Genomic DNA, 19,390 nt, shown 5'->3' on the forward strand with positions numbered 1-19,390 from the left:
CTATCCTTGTCTGACCTTGACCTGACCGCTGCCGTCCAGGCACGCGGAAAAACTGACCTGTCGCCTGACCCCCTCCACATCCAGCAAAGCGTCGATGCTGAAGGACAGGCGAAGCGGATCGGCATGACTTGGTATTGAAACGACACAGACGTTCCTGAGGCGTGGCTCGTAGACCTTGATGAACGCCTCGATCGCCTTGCGGGCCTGGCTTCCTGCGTCGTGCAAGCTCAAGCGCGTGTCATTAAGATCCGGCAGCCCATAATCGGATAGCGTCTGCACGCTACCCGCCCGGGTACTGAGCATCTTGGCCAGATGCGCAGCCACCGATGTCACGACACACATCTCACGACTCAAACCCGTGCGCTTATCTAAATCACCGGCCAGGCGCTCGAAAAGGCTGCCATACATCATCAGCGCGCCTACGCCTTGTCCAGCTTGCCAACCAACGACAGCGTGAAATCGGCCCCCATGTACTTGAAGTGAGGCCGTACGTTCAGGCCTACGCGATACCAACCTGGTTCACCTTCAACGTCGCTGACAATGATCTTCGCTGCGCGCAGCGGACGGCGGCCACGAACTTCGGCGCTAGGGTTCTCCTGGTCGGCCACGTATTGGCGAATCCAGTTATTGAGTTCACGCTCCAGGTCCGTGCGCTCCTTCCATGACCCCAGTTGCTCGCGCTGCAGAACCTTCAAGTAGTGAGCCAGTCGATTGACGATCATCATGTAGGGCAACTGGGTGCCAAGCTTGTAATTCAGCTCGGCATGCTTATCCTCGGCGCCGTTACCAAAGAACTTCGGCTTCTGCACGGAACTGGCGGAGAAAAACGCGGCATTGTCACTACCTTTGCGCATGGTCAGGGAGATGAAGCCTTCCTCGGCCAACTCGTATTCGCGTCGGTCGGACACCAGCACTTCGGTCGGGATCTTGGTTTCGATCTCACCCATGCTTTCGAAGTGGTGCAACGGCAGGTCTTCAACCGCGCCACCGCTTTGGGGGCCAACGATATTCGGGCACCAGCGGAATTTGGCAAAGCTGTCGGTCAGTCTCGTACCGAACGCGTATGCCGTATTGCCCCACAAGTAGTGCTCGTGGCTATTGGCAACGGTTTCCTTGTAGACGAATGACTTGACCGGGTTCTCTTGCGGATCATAGGGGGTGCGCAACAAGAAGCGCGGTACGGTCAGCCCAAAATAGCGAGCATCTTCCGATTGACGGAAGCTCTGCCACTTGGCGAACTGCGGACCTTCGAAGTGGTCCTTCAAGTCCTTGAGGTCCGGCAGGCCAGTAAAGCTTTCCAGACCAAAGAATGTCGGACCGGCCGCGGCGATGAACGGCGCATGGGACATGCAGGCGACACTGGACACGTACTGCATCAACTTCACGTCCGGCGAGCTTGGCGACATGAAGTAGTTAGCGATGACCGCACCCACCGGCTGCCCGCCAAACTGACCGTATTCAGCGGTGTAGATATGCTTGTAAAGGCCTGACTGCATGACTTCTGGCGAATCCTCGAAGTCGTCCAGCAAATCGTCCTTGGAGACGTTGAGCATTTCTATCTTGATGTTTTCGCGGAAGTTGGTGCGGTCCACCAGCAACTGCAAACCGCGCCATGCCGACTCCAAGGCCTGGAACTGTGGGTGGTGGAGGATTTCGTCCATCTGGCGACTGAGCTTGGCGTCGATCTCGGCGATCATGCGATCAACCATGGCCTTCTTGACCGGCTCGCCGCTGTTTTGCGGCTTGAGCAACTCTTCGATGAACGCAGACACGCCTCGCCTGGCAATGTCGTAGGCGTCATCGTCCGGGGTCAGGCGAGTCTGGGCGATGATGTTCTCAAGAATGCTGTAATCAGCGCTGTCCGGGCTTTGCTGCTGTAGGGCATGAGTACTCATGTCTCGGCTTCCTTGGCTGAAATAATCAAGCGTTCTTCGCTGCGGAGTTCAGACCCAGCTCATCCAGTACGCGACGGCGGGAATCGTCATTGCCGAGTACGCCTTCGATGGCCTTGCGAAACGCTGGCGCGTTACCCAATGGCCCTTTGAGCGCCACCAGGGCGTCACGCAACTCCATCAGTTTGCTGAGCTCCGGCACTTGCTCGACCAGACTCGCCGGATTGAAATCCTTCATCGAGTTCACACGCAGCTGTACTGCCAGCTCTTCAGTTTCGCTTTCTTCCTGAAGACGATTCGGTACGCTGAGGGTCAGGTTCAGCTCCTGCTTGGCCAACACTTCGTCGAAGGTCATCTTGTCGATGCCAATCGGCTTGCGATCCTCGATCTTGCGTTCATCCCTGCGGTGGGTGTAATCACCGATCGCCAATAGTTTCAACGGCAGTTCAATGTCTTCCTGGGCACCGCCGGTGGCAGGTTTGAAGGTGACGTTGATGCGTTCCTTGGGGGCGATCGAGCCTTCTTTGGCCATGACTTTCTCCTGACAATTTTGGACCCGAAGGCCTATTCAATGACCCGTTCCAGGTCGAGGTGACACAACCTGCGATAGGTCTCTTCCTTGCACTCGCGTATGACGTGGTTCTGAGGCAATAACTCGCAGCAGCTGTGCAACAAATGCAGCACCTGTAACTCCAGGGTGGGCTCCCAGGTATTCAGACCGGCGTGTTGCAATGTCTGGTCGAGGACCTCGAGCTGGACTTTCGCGAGTTCGTATTTCCTCGCCGAGAAGCACAAGCGAGCCATCGCGAACCGCCAGAGGAAACACTCGCGTGCCCCACGAGCGTTTTGCATGCCTTGCTTGAGTAACTGGACGGCGGGTTTGAGGCCATCCGTGGACAGGATCGACTGGGCCTCTTCCAGTGTCAGTTCCCAAGGCGCATCGTTGTGGGTGGTATCGATTTCGGGCGCCGCGCCAGGTTTTTGCAGGTGAGGCATGACCTGGGACGCTATCCACGCCCGCGTGGCGGGATCGGCGAACGGCGTACCGTCATGCCAGCGCAATTCGATAACCCCCGGCAGGCGCTGGATGAATAGCGCGAAATGAACCTCCACTTCACCCATGGCCAACTCGGCGTTCAACCCTTGTAAGCACTCCCAGGCAAGCCGCTGACCGTCGAGCCAGAACGGAGCCTTCGCCAGGCTGGCCTCGATCTCCACCAACAGGTTCGCGTAATCGCCTTGGTGGAGACTGTCCTGATAAGTCTTGAGTTTGTCCGCCGGCACCCCACGCAGCTGCGTGATCTGCTCGGCGTTGCGCTCGGGCATGACGTCAATGGTCAGCCAGGTCAACGTACGATTCAGGCGCAGGGCCCGAACGTCGGTAGCTTTTTGTTTGAGCCACCAGTTGCATAACGACCCCGCGTTCTCCTGCTGGGCACGCAGGGCCTTGTGGGCTTCTTTTTCGTTTTCAATCGGAGCACCAGGCATGAGCAGTTGGCTAGCAACTTGCTTCACCTGAGCCACTACCGTCCCAATGGCACCCGCCTGCGGCAGGTTGTCAGTGGCACGCTGGATCATCGTGTTGAGGCGCCGACACAACGGGAGCAGCAAAGGCGCGTCGTCACCCAAGTGGGCGGTGCAAACGGTATCGAGTCCTTCAAGTTGCTCTGTCAGAAGGCGGAACAGCGGCAGTTGCTCCTTGATCGCAATGTCATCACCCAACGCCTGCTCCAGGCGAGGCACCAACCAATTGATGCTGGCGGCACGGGTTCGATTTTTGATCGGATGAATGTCAGGCCAATGGTTTTTACACAAGTGGTGCAAAAGACAGAGACCTGCCAGCAGCCCTTGGAAAGATTCGCGCTGATACAGCGCCCAAACCAGCCAGGCCGCCACCCGCAAGTCCTTCGACTGGCTACGCAGTAGCGCTTCACTTCCTTCACGGATCTTCAGCCAGTCGACCTGACCGCTTTCGTGCATCGACTGGGCTTTGCCCAGCTCGCTTTCCAACGCCTCGTATTCATTCGAAAAACGCACGTCCGCACCCGCAAAACCCTCTTTGGAGATGGGCGTTTTGGCGAGAGCCAGATAATGGGCGGACAGCTTTCCGGAATACGACATTCACGACCCTGTTAAGAAAATTCAATTTGTGACATGGGCAGTTTTGGCAATATGGTTATTCAAGGTAAATATTCGATTTCGCTTGTAGGAAGTTTTACCAAATGCAATCCGGCACAACTCAAAACTCACACCCCCAACCAGCGGAACGCAGCGAAGAATGCCAAAGCTTTAAAAATAAAAAAGTAGGATCTTTCCTTTTTTTTCAAAAAATTAGCCATACTGAAACTCCCAATGCAAATTTTCTCTGTCAAGTTCCAAACTCCATCGACCCAACTAAAATCACTTCAAATCATTTCATTCTCAAGTCCCTACTTGCTGCGAAGAAAACTCCTACATCCTTTTCTTTTTTTACAAGTCTCTGCACGTTCCCCCCATCAAGACTGCTTCAATGCAATCAGGAGTCAAAGCCAACGCCCAAGGACCTGCGAATGTTCCACACTTCTGATTTGCGAAACTTTCATCTCACAATTCCTGACCTCGAACATGACCTCCAAGTGTTGGCCTTCGAAGGCTTCGAAGCCATTAGCACACCTTATTCGTTTGATATCGAACTCGTCAGCGAACAAAGCGATATGGATCTGGAATGCTTGTTAAACCAGCAGGCATTTCTTGCATTCAACAAACAGGGAAGCGGTGTTCACGGGCTGATCTATCGTGTTGTACAAGGAGACACCGGAAAACGCCTGACGCATTACAAGATAAGACTGGTTCCACGATTGGCTTACTTGGAACACCGCACCAACCAACGCATTTTTCAACACGTCAGTGTGCCGCAGATCATCACATCGATCCTCAAGGAGCACGGTATTCTCACCGACGCCCATCGCTTCCAGTTAAGTGCAAGTTATTCGCCTCGTGACTACTGCGTGCAGTATCGCGAATCCGACTTGCACTTCATTGAACGCCTGTGTCACGAAGAAGGCCTGCATTATCATTTCCAGCACAGTGAATCGAGCCATCACCTGGTATTTGGTGATGACCAGACCGTATTTCCCCGACTTGAGCACCGCACTGTTTATAAACACGGCAGCGGCATGGTTGACGACGAGCCGGTTATTCATCGATTTGGCCTGCGACTGGAGACCCGGACCAGCCGCGTCACGTGCCGTGATTACGACTTCAAGAAGTCGACATTCCTGCTGGAGAGCAGCTGTCAGCCCGGCATCGAAAAAATCCGACCAGACTTGGAGGCCTATGATTATCCGGGCGACTTTACCCAGGAAAAACGCGGCAGGTTATTGAGCCGGCGAGCCCTGGAACGCCATCGCATCGACTACCGCCAGGCCGAAGGAAAGAGTGATCAGCCGGCACTGACGACGGGGCACTTCCTGACATTGAGCGGGCACCCTCGTCAGGAATGGAATGATCTATGGCTCCTGACCGAAGTGCATCACGAAGGCAAACAGCCGCAGGTGCTGGAGGAAATCACCCTCAGCGACACTGGCAGGACGGGAGACCATTTCAATCAGGGCTATCGCAATCACTTCGTTGCCACGCCTTGGGATGCGACTTTTCGTTCGCAACGGGTTTACCAAAAGCCACGTGTATGGGGCAGCCAGACGGCAATCGTCACGGGGCCCAAGGGTGAAGAGATCCACTGCGACCTGTATGGCCGGGTCAAAGTCAGGTTTTTCTGGGATCGGACGGGGGACTTCGACGACGGCAGCAGCTGTTGGTTACGAGTCGCCTCCAATTGGACGGGCAACCGCTACGGAGGCGTCACGATTCCGCGGGTGGGCATGGAGGTGTTGGTAACCTTCATCGAAGGTGATCCCGACAAGCCCTTGATCAGTGGATGCCTGACCAACAGCGCCAACGCTACGCCCTACCCGTTGCCTGCGCACAAGACCCGCACCGTATTTCGTTCTTGCAGCTCGCCGGGCAACAAAGGCTTCAACGAGCTGCACCTGGAAGACCGCGCTGGTCAGGAGCTGATCTATCTGCGGGCCCAGCGCGATATGGAACAGAAGATCGAAAACGACAGCCGACTGGAGATTGGCAACGAGCGGCGGGAGACCATCAGGGGCAACAGCATCACCGCCCTGCACGCCGAGGAACATCGGACCACCGCCGCCGACCGTACGGTCCAGGTCGAAGGCAATGACTACCTGCGCGTCGCCAACCGCCATACCTGTGTCGATCAGACACTGGCCGTCGAAGCCGGGCAGCAAATACATATCAAGGCCGGCGCTCATGTGGTCCTTGAAGCAGGTGTCTCTCTCAGTTTGAAAGCCGGGGGCCAGCACATCCTGATCAACCACAGCGGTATCTACAGCAGCAGTGAAATCCAGCTCGGCGGCGCCCCCATGGCCGGCGCTACCGCTTCATCATTCACGCCTGGCTTGACGGACCCCTTGGCGGTTCCAGTCCCACTACTCGCCCCCACTCAACGCGCTCTGATAACGGCCAGCAAAGCAGCGGGATTGGACTTTTGTCCGATCTGCGAGGCCTGCCGAGAGGGTCTCTGCCCAATGGAAATCGCCGCCGCATGACTCGCTCACTCCCCCATCAATGGTTGATCGAACAACAACGCCTCGGCCACACCCTGTGTGTCGTCCTGGACTCAGAAAATGAGCACCACACGCGACAGGCATTGCTCAAGAGCAGTCGCCCCGACCAGTACCTGAGCGTGTACAGCCAAACGCCGGTCTCCGACCTCGCTGACGCCGGACCCTTTGTCTTCACCTTCGATCGGCCCGGCGACGAACACATCAATGAATTGATCGACCGGCCGGACAGCCGCTGGGGATGGCTCGCCAGCCTTCCCAAAGAGGGCCTGCCAACACTGGTGGAACACTGGCGTGAACGGCTGATCATCGGAGAGCGCCCCCATCAGGCGCTGTACCGCTTCCATGACAACCGTGTCTTGGCCCGGGCGCTCCAGCACCTGCCCGTTGAAGCCTATCCGGCCTATCTCGGGCCAGCGATCAGTGTCTGCTATTGGCAGGGCACTTGCTGGGCAAGCACCTATAACCCGGCTCCGGGGGCATATCCGCTACCCGATTCGCCTCTTTGGCTGCAGGTGCCTGTTACTCCGCAGCAAGCGATGCAGACGCGCCTCCTCAATGCCCGCCGCTTCCTGTTGGCCGAGCATGTCCAGGCCTTCGCCTCCCTTGCCGAGCAACAGGACCCGGTGGCGTGGTTGCGTGCCACGCTCGAACAGGCCGAGGCCTGGCACTGGCAGGCGCCCGAGCAGTTGGAGTTTTTACTGACTCAGCGCCTGCAAACACCCGCCCAGGCGCTGGCGCCGTACTGGCAAGTACGTTCAGCTGAAAGCCCCGATGAGCATTTTGAACGGGTGCGCCTGACGGCAGCGTTTTGGCAGGGAGATACGCCGCCATGAAACAGGCTTTGTGCATTGCAAGTTTGATCGGCCTGGCGATGACGGCAGGTTGTGCCAACACACAGCCGAACACGTTTACTTTTACGGCAGATTTGCCGCCTGACTTTGCCTATCAGGCGGCGGTGTACTACGTGCCCGCCCCAGGCGAAACCTGCACCGTCGAGACCCGGTATAACAAGGCACCGGTGTTCAATAGGGAGTGGCGCAAGGCATACAAAGCTGATTCCGAAATCGTTATTCGCCGAACCCGTATGGGTTGCCCACTGGTGATCAATCGCATTGAGCTCGAAATCAACTCCGCCTATGGCAAGGATTGGAGTGATATCAGTCAAGATACGGCCAACGTCGTTATTCGCGATGAGCTGGAAACGCAATACAAAGGCACGTTCAGCGAAGCGGGTGAAAGCACTTTTTACGGCCAATGCCAGTGGTTATTCCGTACCTCAGGCAAGCCCCGCATTCTCAGAAAAATCCTCGACTGCAAAAAAACCAACCCGCAGGGCGAGCTTGGGCGTGGGCGTCCTTTCGCGGCGTACACCCTTGACCAACTACCGGGTAAAACCGTGACGATGAAGATCAAATTGGCGGACGAGGAAAGACCCGCCATTGGTGACACTTGGGTGAAGGTGCCTAACGGTTGGAAACGCTGCATGGGCAAACACTTTGAGGACCAATACGCATTTTGTTATGGCAATTACCAGGACTTCAGCGGTTTTCAAATGCCCGACGGACAGAAATGCACTATTTACCCCGGTTGTACGGAATAAGGAGATTCGCGTATGACGTCATTGCAAAAAGAATTAGAGTCACGGCTGAGCCATCGCAATCTGACCTGCCCTGTGGGGGGTAAGTGGAGCAGTTTTCAGCTCGTCGATGAGTTTGGCTCTGGCGAGCCTTATGCAGGGCTGGCTTATGTCGCTACCGATTCAGAAGGACAAGAGTACCCTGGCAACCTGGATGTCATGGGTGCTGGCAAGGTTACCAACCACCATGCGGGGCCGATTGTCCTGCTTTTTGCTCAGAAGTATCAGGGTTTTGAAGATATCTACTCATTTCTACAAACAAGACCCCACTACCCCCTCCAAATCACCGAACTACAAGTCCGCGCCGAGCAGACCCGCTACCTGAACCCAAACGCCACACGCACCCGGGAAAATCCCGCACAAACCTGCGCAGACGATTTCTTCCAGGTGGAAGTACGGCACCTGGTCAAACACGTCGCACATTTGCCCCCCGAGGTGTACCGCCATTACCCACTTCCTGCAGGACCGGCACGGCTGATGGGCGAACATGGCAAGCTCGGCGTAGCGTTGATGCCACAAAAACACACGGTGCTGGAAGTTCGCCCGTTACGCGCCTTGCGGCCCATGTTGTCCACCGCTCCCGAATTCTGTGCGCTGAATTTGTACCAGTTGGCGCTCATGTCGACCCTGACCTATTGCCCCTTCGGCCAGACACCTGACAAGGCTCCGATAAAAACGCCGGTGAGCTTCACCGAGCAACCAAGCGTGGGCAACTGGTTCGCGGACGCATTGGCCAAGTTCGAAGAGCTCGGGGAGTTCTATCCGGAGCAGACAAAACCCTACTACCCTCTGTATGAAGACGTGCCCTACTCCAAGCGCTTGGAGATCGTACCGTTCGATCCGGCCCTCTACGCAGTCAACGATCCGGAGTTGGGCGTACATCAGGAACATCCGGCCAAAGTCCATTTTCTCGACGATACCGATAAGGAAGAAAGCACTGATACCCAGGCCTACATCACCCACAATGACGAGTTGGTCCTGATCGCGGTACGTGGCACCCAGCAGTCCGCCGACTTTCTGCGGGATGCGGACGCGCTTCAGGTGCCGTTTGAAGAAGGTGTCGGCCAGGTGCATCGAGGGTTCTATGGTGCAGCAAAAAAAACTGCGGCCTTCGTGACGAGCTATCTGGAAAAATTTTATGCAGGGCAAAAACTGCTGATCTGTGGTCACAGCCTGGGGGGAGCGGTGGCGTTACTACTTTCAGAGATGCTGCGGCGTAGACCGGAAGGCTACACCCTCCAGCTCTACACCTACGGCGCACCCCGCGCCGCCGACGCCACCTTCACAAAAAACGCCGAAGCCCTGGTGCACTACCGAATGGTCAACCACAACGACCCGATACCCAGCGTCCCAGGCAGTTGGATGAATACCAAGAGCGGTGTTTATGGCACAGGGTTGGCCCTTACGTTCGCCAATGTACCGGTCGGCCTTTCCGTGTTCGTGGCGGGCATCACCAACCTGACGGGCGAGCCCTACGAACACCACGGCATCTTGCGGCACTTCCTGCCGGTGGAGTTCGATCGCAAGGAGCGGTCTTCGATCCTGTGGATGCCCCATTGCGACACCATCACCCAACACGCCGCCTGCGAAGTGGTCCTCGAGCATAAACATGGCCTACCGGACCGCCCGGCCTTACTGGCCCAACTCATCCAGACCGGTGATCACTTCATGGTCCCCAGCTACATTCCCGCTTGCTGGGCGACCTTGCGCCGCTGGCAGGAAGCGCAAATCGAGGGAAGCACATTGGCGACAAAACGCGAATATGAGTGGATCGATCATGCGCTGACGCGGATTACCCAACAGTTGCGCGATGAAGAGCGCTACCTGGCAGGACGGCGCGCGCCTAATGGGCGTAGCGAAAGCGCCATCAACATTGCGCTCATCCGTGAGGTCGACAAGCTGCACAACACCCGCGCGCGCCTGGCGACGCTGCGCACCGCGTCGGTCAGCGAAAAAGACGTTTACGGAAGCCTGGTGGAACAACCCGAGCAACTGGCACACAACCTGGCCCGCTGGCAGGCACACCCGGAGAACAGAGTGGCAGAGCAGCTGGCGATGGCACCAACCCTGGATGACGACGGTGAATTGATCCGCGGTGCCCATGGGTATGCGATCGGTAAACCCTATACGCTGGATCTCGACTCCATCATCTGAGCGACAGCTGCTCCGCCGAGTGGGAGCAAGCTTCCTTGTCATGGACTGCGTACGCCTTCAGGCCGGGGATGTATGTGATGCCGCCATCGCGAGCAAGCTCCCACAGGAGGTTGGCGGTGGGTGTCCATGATTGAAACGATGCACTGAATGGCCGGTCTCGGGGGGGACCGGTCATTTATTTACTCTCCCACCCTTGCCCTGAGCAGTCTGATCGCTGCTACGTTTTCCAAACGTTCTAAGCCAGCCTCTTCCGGGCACACCGCATTCACCGACCTGCGACGGCTACGCCGCCGAGCGGGAGCAAGCTCCCTCGCCACAAGATCACCGCCTCGCCATTGAAGCAGCCATGCCCCAACCCTGCGCACACCCGCGCCAACAAGGGGCGATTTACGGTCAAACTTATTGGCCATTTCGATCCCCTTTTGGCCTCTCCTGCCGTTCTCTGAAACGTCGCGCGCCGCAAGACTGTGAGCAGCCGAATCAGCCTTGCGGAGAACAAAAACATGCTGACGATCTACTCAGACGATCACCACCTGCACCACGGGCGTTGCGAGTTGATGGATGGGCAATTGATGCCCTGCTTCGAGATGCCGTCCCGGGCCGATCATGTGTTGGAGCGGGTCAAGGCGCGGGGGCTGGGGCCGGTGGAGGCGCCGCAGGATTTTGGCCTGGGGCCGATCCAGCGCATTCACAGCGCGGCGTATCTGGAATTCTTCAAAGGCGCCTGGGACCGTTGGGCCAAGTACAACCGCGACGGCGATTTGTTGCCCTTCACCTGGCCGGCGCGAACGCTGCGCTCGGTCATTCCCACGAGCCTGCACGGCCAGTTGGGTTATTACAGCTTCGATGGCGGTGCGCCGATTACCGCCGGTACTTGGCAGGCGGCCTACAGCGCTGCGCAAGTGGCCCTCACCGCCCAGGCGGAGATCCAGCGCGGTGCGCGCAGTGCCTTTGCGTTGTGCCGCCCGCCAGGGCACCACGCCGCTGGCGATTTGATGGGCGGTTATTGCTACTTGAACAACGCCGCCATCGCCGCCCAGGCCTTTCTCGACCAGGGCCATCAGAAGGTCGCGATCCTGGATGTGGATTACCACCACGGCAACGGCACCCAATCGATTTTCTATGAGCGCAGCGACGTGTTGTTCGCCTCGATCCACGGTCACCCCGAGGCGGAGTTTCCGTTCTTCCTCGGGTATGCCGACGAGCATGGCGAGGGCGACGGCGAGGGCTTCAATTTCAACTACCCTTTGCCAGCCGGCTCCGGCTGGGATACCTGGAGCGCGGCGCTGGAGCAGGCCTGCGGGCAAATCCGGGGTTACGACGCCGATGTCATCGTCGTGTCCCTGGGTGTCGACACGTTCAAGGACGACCCCATCTCGCAATTCAAGCTCGACAGCCCGGATTACCTGGCGATGGGCAAGCGCATCGCGGCGCTCGGCAAGCCGACGCTGTTCGTGATGGAAGGCGGCTACGCGGTGGCAGAAATCGGCATCAATGCCGTGAACGTTCTTGAAGGTTTCCAAAGCGCCCCATGAGGAATCACAGCATGAATAGACTCAAGCGTTTTATGGCTCCAGCCGTGTGCGCCGCGCTGCTTTGCGGCGCTGTCCAGGCCGAGGAGCGCACCCTGCGCGTCTACAACTGGTTCGACTACATCACGCCCAAGGCCCTGGACGATTTCAAGGCCCAGAACAGCCAGGTCAAGCTGGTCTATGACATCTTCGACACCAACGAGGCTCTGGAGGCCAAGCTGCTGACGGGTAATTCCGGCTATGACGTGGTGGTGCCGTCCAACGTGTTCCTGGCCAAGCAGATCGAGGCCGGGGTGTTCCAGCCCCTGGACCGCAGCAAGCTGCCGAACTGGAACCACCTCGATCCCAAGCTGATGAAGCTGATCGAAGCCAACGACCCGGGCAACAAGTTCGCCGTGCCCTACATGTACGGCACCATCCTGATCGGCTTCAACCCGGACAAGATCAAGGCCGCCCTGGGCGACAACGCGCCGGTGGACAGTTGGGACCTGATCTTCAAGGAAGAGAACATCAGCAAGCTCAAGCAGTGCGGCGTGGCGCTGCTCGATTCACCGTCGGAGATCCTGCCCCTGGCCTTGCAGCACCTGGGCCTGGACCCCAACAGCAAGAAGCCGGCGGACTACGCCAAGGCCGAAGCGCTGATGATGAAGATTCGCCCGCACATCACCTATTTCCACTCGTCCAAGTACATGGCCGACATCGCCAATGGCGACATTTGCGTGGCGGTGGGTTACTCCGGCAGCTTTTCCCAGGCGGCCAACCGCGCCAAGGAGGCCAAGAACGGTGTGACGGTCGATATGCGCCTGCCCAAGGAAGGCGCGCCGATCTGGTTCGACATGCTCGCCATTCCCAAGGGCGCCTCCAACCCAGGGGACGCCTATGCGTTTATCAACTATTTGCTGCAACCGCAGGTGATCGCGCCGGTCAGTGATTTTGTCGGCTATCCGAACCCGAACAAAGACGCCACGGACATGGTCGACCCGGCGATCCGCAACAACCCCAATCTGTACCCGACCGAGGCGGCGATGACCACGCTCTATACCTTGCAGCCGTTGCCAAGGGACGCCGAGCGGGCACGGACACGGGCCTGGACGCGGATCAAGTCGGGCCAGTAGCTCTGCCTATAGCAAGGTTTGTCTGGCCCGGGGATAGGGTGGCCTCTTACCCGGGCTGACACTGCGCCCTATACATAGTTACCACCCTCCCTGTTTTGCCGCGCCCTAGCATGGCGTTCCCGAAGCGTTCGGCTTTGGGCATGCCATGTATCGCGAGACAGGGAGACTCAGATGACCCAACCCTTAACCCCTACACCCGCCGCGCCCGACGCCAGCCTTGGCGACGCGGTGCTCAACCAGTTACTCGCCGGCCCGACCTCGCCGGAGGTAGCCGCCGCCCTTCTGCGCAGTGCACTCAAGAAGCTCTATCCCCATTTGCATCTGGACCCGAACAATACTGTGATCGGTGAACCGGACTGGGAAATCGTCGACGGCCAGATCGTTGAGCGGCCCACGCGTTACCAGACACTCAGCAACATGCTGGCGGCACGGATGAATGAGGACTATGCGACGCTGCTAATAGAGGGCTTTCACTTTCTGACCCACCTGCCACTGACGACCCCCGAGGTGCACCTGCCGGTGCGCATCGCTCAGATCGGCAGCCTGATCAATGAACTCGCGCCCGTCATGGTGTCCGCCTGCCAGGAACAGCAACTGGTGTACTGGAACGCCACGATCGGCACCGCGCCGCCGCGCTGGCATGAGCTCTCCAGCCTGCTGCACAGACTCTGGGACGTTAAGCAGGTCAAGGGCTGGACGGACTCCGACTGTGCCATGGCCAGGCAACTGTTCCTGTACCCCGACCTGCAGGACCGCAAGACCAACGACCCTTATGACACCCATGCGTACCTGATCGACATCGATGAGGTGGATGGCGACAAGTTGACACGCATGGTCGACAACTCCCTGGTGGTGCTGATCGGAACCGTCGACAAAAAACAGACCATCCTCGCCTACTCGCTGCGTCGCAGCTACGAGAAGTTCGACTCGCTGCAAGCATTGGAGCAGACCCTGCCTGATCATCTGGGCAACGTGGAGGGCAAGAAGATCCAGTGGCGCTTCTTTGAGCCCGAAGGCAACATTTTCGATCACAAGGCCTGCGGCTTGATTGCCACCCAGGTACAGATCCTGGGCTCTCCCGAGATCCTGAAAGGGTTCATGGCCGACGACAGCGAGCAGCCCGCGCTCAGAGGCACACAGACCGACACCGGTCCTGATGCGGCCTGGTACGAGAAGCAGATGCCTGACTGGCTCCAGCAAGCATCGACGTCCGACCAGATCCTGTTCGCCCAACACATGAAGAACCTGTCCGCGCTGAGCAGCTCCCATGCCGGCAAGACCTACCTGGACGATATTCCCCCCATCAAACACTATGCGCTGAACGCGTTGAAACAACAGATGCAATCGGAGCATGCCGACGCCGCGACGCTCGACCCGCAACGGATCGAACTGCAAATCCGCAGCCCCGTCGTCTGGGGCACCTTCGTTGTTCCCGGCAAAATCGAGATCACGCGGCTCAACCTCGTCGACCTGGCGCTACAGAACCTGATTGCGCTGCCCCTTGGCGACAAGGTGGTCCGGTCTCTCGACGGCGACAAGCTGCCCGGATGGATGACGGTCGATTACGTCGAAAATCTGGTGACCAAGGTCGATATCGGTCGCGTTTATCCCGAACTGGTCAAGAGCAAGCTACTGGGCGATACCGTCGAATCGACCCGCCGGGAAAATCTCTACACGGCTCAGCTACGCATCCAGTTACCCATGCTGGCGCTGGAGAGCAAGATTCGCGGCGATTGCAACATCGACGAGCGCGGCTACCGTTACATCGCCGCCGTGATGGAGACCGACGAAGCCGAGCGCAAGGTCGACGGGCAGACGATCGTCATGCGCGAGCTGGCTTTCGTCTCCGGCCAGTCCCAGGGCACTGCGGGGGACGTCGTGACCAACATGTTCGTGATCGGTCCGCAGGATTTCGATGCAGGTCCCTGCGTGCTCTATCGCCCGCTGCTGGAACCGCAGCTGTGCCAGTATCCGACGCCGAGCAATCTGATCTACGCCATCCGGCAGACTCCCTCCTTGCGTCAATCGGTGCTGGCCTGGCTGCCCGACGGAGTACGCGAGAACTACAGCCGATACCTCTTTTCCGGGCCGATCCCCTCGCCCTGGATGATCGTCGAATTCGCCACCGACCCCTTCTCTTCGTGGACCAACAGCGCCCCCGTCAGCTTGAGCAACCAGACTCTAGGGGCGGATTTTCTGCCGCGGTTGTTCAGGTCCAATGCCGAGGCCCTGACCGCCCTCGCTGATCGTCAGTCTGTGTCCAATAGCGAGAACCGCTGGGAAACCTTCAAACAGGCCAGTTGGTTGATTTTCAACCTGGCCCTGCCCTACCTCGGGGCTGCGGTAGGCACCGCCATCTGGCTTTGGCAAATCCTCGATGACGTTGAAACGATGACACAAGGCGACGAAGAAACCGACAGTCAGGCCACGTGGGAAGCGTTTGTCGACTTGTTGCTGAACATGGCCATGGCAATTACCGCACATGCCATCGAGCGCGCCCGGGAGAATACTGGCAGCCGCGTGACAGAAGCCCCCCCGGTCGTGCCCGAGCTGGAAAAACTGGCCAAGCCTGCGCCCATCATCGAGCAATTCATACCGCCCAAGGACACCAGGCTGCCCGCCGAGCACTACGACACCATTCATTCCAGTGGCGCCTTGGCGGGCAAGTCCGGCGAGCATGCCAAGCTGCTCAGGCCCTTGAGCGTCAACAAGCCCGAGCACGCCGAACAGCTCAAGAGCGAAGGCCCGCTCAAGGGCCTCTACCAACAGGGCGATGATTGGTTCGCCAAAATGGCCGACAAGTGGTTCAAGGTAAAAGTGGAAGGGGACCATGTGTCCATCGTCGACGAAAAAGACCCCTCCCACCCAGGGCCGGCGCTGATGCGCCATGCCCACGGCGAATGGCATGTCGACACGCGCCTGCGTCTGCGCGGTAGCGGATCGAAAGGTGCCCGGCAGGAGGTCATCGCCGATGCCAGGCGCCGTGGCACTCAGCTGCTGGCGCAGTTGACTCGCTTCGAAGAAAAGAAAATCGAAGGCCAGAAGTTGCTGACCATGGATGCCAAGGAGCTGGGTAAGGCGTCCGGCTCTGCCAAGGAGCTCAAACGCATCATCTATTTGAGTACGTTGAAGACCCAACGGGAAAGCTACGAAGAAGCGTTGAAGATCCTGACCGAATGGCCGGTCTTTCAATCAAGGCCCGACGCGCCTCAAGTCCGACTCGGCTACTTGAATGCGCAGATCAATTTCACGTTCGAGGAAATAGACGCGCTGAAGGCTCGCTTCACCCCCGCCCTGAGAGAAGCCCTGGACATGGCCACTTCGACGATCGAGGAAATCGAGCAGCAACACGTCGATGCTGCCGACGCCATGATCCGGGTCGGTGACGACATGATCGAGCGCCTGGATTACATGGAAACCCGCTTCTACCGACTCAAGAAGCAGGGGCGCGAAGGCTTTGAATTCCTGCGCCAGCACCGAGGGAAAATGCCGGCCTACAAAAGCGATGCGATCCGCCTGATCCAGTTGGACATGTATCGCCACCTCTGCCTGTCGCTCGATAGCATCCACACCGTGCCTGAGGGGTGGGCAGATCTCAACCAAGTGGTCGATAACATCACGGTTGCGTTCCAAAGCCTGCACGACGCCATCGAGGAGCGAAGTGTGATCAGGCTGGACGAACAGATCGATGCATTTGGCAGCCTGACGGAACAGTTCACCGCCATCGAAGAACATCTCGAATACCTGGGCGATGAATATAAGGCCAGTGTGCGCCCGGCAGAACTCAATCGACTGATAAAGCAGATTGGCCAGACCAAGAAACGCGCAGTCCGTCACCTGGCCTGGGCCCTCGATGAACGAAGCAACCGGCGCAGCCTCGGCAACCCGTACGAGCAGCGCCCCCGGCCTCGGAAAAAGTTCATCAGGGCGCGTTTCTGGGGTCTGGTCAGTGGCGAACCCCGGCTCTCGAAAACCAAGGAAGAGACGGGCTGGGTCGATGTGAAAAACCCGCTTTCAGAAAAAATCATTGCCACGTTTCATCGCAAGGAAACTGGTGAGTGGGTGCCTCACGTCATCGCCGAAGCGCCGGCGCCCGTTCCTGCGCTGGCAACCAGCATCACCAAGGGCAAGGCCCTGATTGACGGGCTGGCAGCGTTCAAGACGCAAATCCAGGAATACGCCAACAAACCCAGTCGATCACCCACCGGCATCGGGATGATTCTGAATGCACACGCAGGCCGCATGGAGAAAGTCGCCGTGGCGATCACCAAGGCGCTGGACAATGCCTCTAACGAAACGGTGGGTGTGTCGGCCCAGGAGCGGCAGTTGGCCGAGTCCACCCGCAAAGCACTCAAGCAGGCGTCCAAGACCCTTTATGAGGAAGGGTTCGAAGGCATCCTCAAGGTCATCAAACAACGGCCACCGACCATGAGTGGCTTGATATGGCTAAAAAGCCGGAACCAGATTTCCATCACTCGGCAAAAGAACCGGCAACGCCTCCGAGGTCCTGTTTATGGCTATCTGGACCGGTACGAGATCAAGGACCTGAAAGAGAACAAAACGCTGTGGTTCGCCGACTTCCGTTATTCCACTGACTGGGCGCCTGCCCATGCTTATCTGTCGGCGCGTTTGAAAACACCGGAACAAGTCAGCCTGGGCCGGGCCGCCGACTCGACCAAGGAATTGACCCAGCGGCAACTGATCGATCTTTACCGCAGTGAAATCGCCGTGGACCAGGCCAAGGAGGTGTTCTTTCCAAAACGACTGTCGTGACGGACAAAGCCAGGCGTCTGTCGACGCCCGGCGCTCATGTCGGCCAGGCCTTCGCCAGACGCGCCAGCGCGGCATCGATCGTCGCTGGTGGGACCGCCGCGAACCCCAGCACCAGCCCCGCCCGTACCTGCGTCGGGGCAGTGGCAGGCAACCAGTAGCTGCTCAAGCCATTGACCTCGACGCCGGCTTCGGTGGCCCGGGCGATCAGCTCGCGCTCGCGCTCGATGTTGTCCACCGGCACCGTGACGTGCAATCCGGCGACGACCGTGGGCATGGCGCCGACGCCGTTCAACGATTTCGGCCAACCGGCCAACAGCGCATCACGCCGGGCCAGCGCAGCGCGGCGCATGCGCCGGATGTGCCGCTGGAAATGTCCGGCGGCCATGAACTCGGCCATCACCGCTTGGGTACTGACTTCGGAGTGGCGCACGTCCACGGCGCGGCGGCGGGCGAACGCATTGACCAGGCCCGGCGGCAACACCAGGTAGCCCAGGCGCAAGGCCGGGAACGCCACTTTGCCGAACGTGCCGACGTAGAGCACACGGCCCTGGCGATCCAGTGCCGCCAAGGGTGCCAGCGGCGCACCGCTGTAGCGATATTCACCGTCATAGTCGTCCTCGACGATCCAACCATCGTTGCGTTCAGCCCAGGCCAGCAGCTCCAACCGCCGTGCGAGGCTCATGACCACCCCGGTCGGGTATTGATGGGACGGCGTGACGTAGGCCAACCGACAATGGCTCAACGTATCGAGCGCCGAACAATCGAGGCCTTCGCTGTCGACCGGCACGCCTTTCACCTCGGCACCGGCCACGGCGAACGCATGCCCGGCCGCGCGGTAGCCCGGGTTTTCCACAGCCACGACGTCGCCGGGGTCCACCAACAGCTGTGCACAAAGGCTGATGCCCTGCTGCGCGCCGCTGGTGATCACAATTTGTTCAGCGGTGCAGTGCAGGCCACGGGAGCTGCGCAGGTAGGCCGCGATCAGGCCGCGCAAGCGTGCGTCACCTTGCGCGTCGCCATAACACAGTTGCTGCAGATCCGGCTTGCGCCAGAAAGCCGCATTCAGCTTGGCCCAGACGTCGAATGGGAACAAATCGAACGCCGGAACGCCGACCCTGAACGCCTTGGGTGGGCCACTGGGCGGCTGGGGCAAATGGTGTTTTTCGACGCGGTTCAAGGCATCGCTGTGGATAACTTTACTGGATGGGCCCACAGGCAAATCGAGCCAATCTGTGGATAAAGCTGTGGGTAAGCCTGTTGAAAACCCTGTGGGTATTTTTGTGGATATGTTTTTCAGCGGCAGTGTCGTCGAAGACAGTTTCGCCACATAAGTCCCATCGCCCACGCGCCCTTCGATGAAGCCCTCGGCATAGAGCTGGTCGTAAGCCCGCACCACGCTGTTGCGGGAAATCGCCAAGGCCGCCGCCAGGTCACGGCTGGCGGGCAGACGCGTGCCACTGGCCAGGCGCCCGTCCAATACTCGCGCGCGTAACGCCTGATACAGCTGACGACTGAGCCCCTGACGGCGGTCCAGCTCGATTCCGGCGGGGTTGAACGACAGGGGTGGTACGGCGGTGTTCATGATGATCCTCGAAAATGGACCTATCGAATTTGTCATAAGTGGCTCTTACAACAGACCAATAGCCTGCCTAGGATG

At 58.7% G+C, this 19,390-nt stretch carries 12 protein-coding genes; 7 read left to right on the forward strand and 5 right to left on the reverse strand.

Going from position 1 to position 19,390, the window contains the following annotated elements:
- Genes tssE through tssA form a run of 4 tightly spaced genes read right to left on the reverse strand, consistent with a single transcriptional unit; the run spans position 1 to position 4,013 of the window.
- The gene (gene tssE, locus V7773_RS07275) at positions 1-411 is read right to left on the reverse strand and encodes a type VI secretion system baseplate subunit TssE (RefSeq protein WP_442963448.1); all 411 of its coding nucleotides are present in this window, start codon (positions 409-411) and stop codon (positions 1-3) included.
- A gap of 8 nt (positions 412-419) precedes the next feature.
- Positions 420-1,895, reverse strand: a complete 1,476-nt coding sequence (gene tssC / locus V7773_RS07280; protein WP_336072835.1) for a type VI secretion system contractile sheath large subunit — start codon at positions 1,893-1,895, stop codon at positions 420-422.
- Positions 1,896-1,920: 25 nt separating this feature from the next.
- Positions 1,921-2,424 carry a type VI secretion system contractile sheath small subunit gene (gene tssB, locus V7773_RS07285; RefSeq protein WP_092413345.1) on the reverse strand — a complete coding sequence of 168 codons (504 nt, stop codon included), beginning with the start codon at positions 2,422-2,424 and terminating at the stop codon, positions 1,921-1,923.
- A gap of 32 nt (positions 2,425-2,456) precedes the next feature.
- Positions 2,457-4,013: a type VI secretion system protein TssA gene (gene tssA, locus V7773_RS07290; RefSeq protein ID WP_336072836.1), complete on the reverse strand. Its 1,557-nt coding sequence runs from the start codon at positions 4,011-4,013 to the stop codon at positions 2,457-2,459.
- A 428-nt stretch (positions 4,014-4,441) separates the two neighbouring features.
- Between tssA and V7773_RS07295 the strand changes: the two genes are divergently transcribed.
- The 7 genes from V7773_RS07295 to V7773_RS07325 all read left to right on the forward strand — a co-directional run bounded on the left by V7773_RS07295 (position 4,442) and on the right by V7773_RS07325 (position 17,733).
- Entirely contained in the window at positions 4,442-6,505 is a 2,064-nt protein-coding gene (locus V7773_RS07295; RefSeq protein ID WP_336072837.1) for a type VI secretion system Vgr family protein, read from the forward strand.
- Positions 6,502-7,356, forward strand: coding sequence for a DUF4123 domain-containing protein (locus V7773_RS07300; protein WP_336072838.1), 855 nt, complete (start codon positions 6,502-6,504; stop codon positions 7,354-7,356). Before V7773_RS07295 ends, V7773_RS07300 begins: the two co-directional genes overlap by 4 nt.
- Entirely contained in the window at positions 7,353-8,123 is a 771-nt protein-coding gene (locus V7773_RS07305) for a hypothetical protein (RefSeq protein ID WP_336072839.1), read from the forward strand. Before V7773_RS07300 ends, V7773_RS07305 begins: the two co-directional genes overlap by 4 nt.
- 12 nt (positions 8,124-8,135) lie before the next feature.
- Positions 8,136-10,313, forward strand: coding sequence for a lipase family protein (locus tag V7773_RS07310; protein ID WP_336072840.1), 2,178 nt, complete (start codon positions 8,136-8,138; stop codon positions 10,311-10,313).
- Positions 10,314-10,816: 503 nt separating this feature from the next.
- Complete coding sequence (locus V7773_RS07315; protein WP_336072841.1) at positions 10,817-11,848, forward strand: histone deacetylase family protein; 1,032 nt, start codon at positions 10,817-10,819, stop codon at positions 11,846-11,848.
- An 11-nt stretch (positions 11,849-11,859) separates the two neighbouring features.
- Positions 11,860-12,960: a polyamine ABC transporter substrate-binding protein gene (locus V7773_RS07320; protein WP_336072843.1), complete on the forward strand. Its 1,101-nt coding sequence runs from the start codon at positions 11,860-11,862 to the stop codon at positions 12,958-12,960.
- 171 nt (positions 12,961-13,131) lie between these two features.
- Positions 13,132-17,733, forward strand: a complete 4,602-nt coding sequence (locus V7773_RS07325; protein WP_336072845.1) for a dermonecrotic toxin domain-containing protein — start codon at positions 13,132-13,134, stop codon at positions 17,731-17,733.
- Positions 17,734-17,767: 34 nt separating this feature from the next.
- Here V7773_RS07325 and pdxR read toward each other — a convergent pair whose 3' ends face one another.
- Positions 17,768-19,315, reverse strand: coding sequence for a MocR-like pyridoxine biosynthesis transcription factor PdxR (gene pdxR, locus V7773_RS07330; protein ID WP_336072847.1), 1,548 nt, complete (start codon positions 19,313-19,315; stop codon positions 17,768-17,770).
- Positions 19,316-19,390 lie beyond the last annotated feature (75 nt).

The organism is Pseudomonas sp. 3JA, from assembly GCF_036961705.1.
GTDB classification, from domain to species: domain Bacteria; phylum Pseudomonadota; class Gammaproteobacteria; order Pseudomonadales; family Pseudomonadaceae; genus Aquipseudomonas; species Aquipseudomonas fluorescens_Q.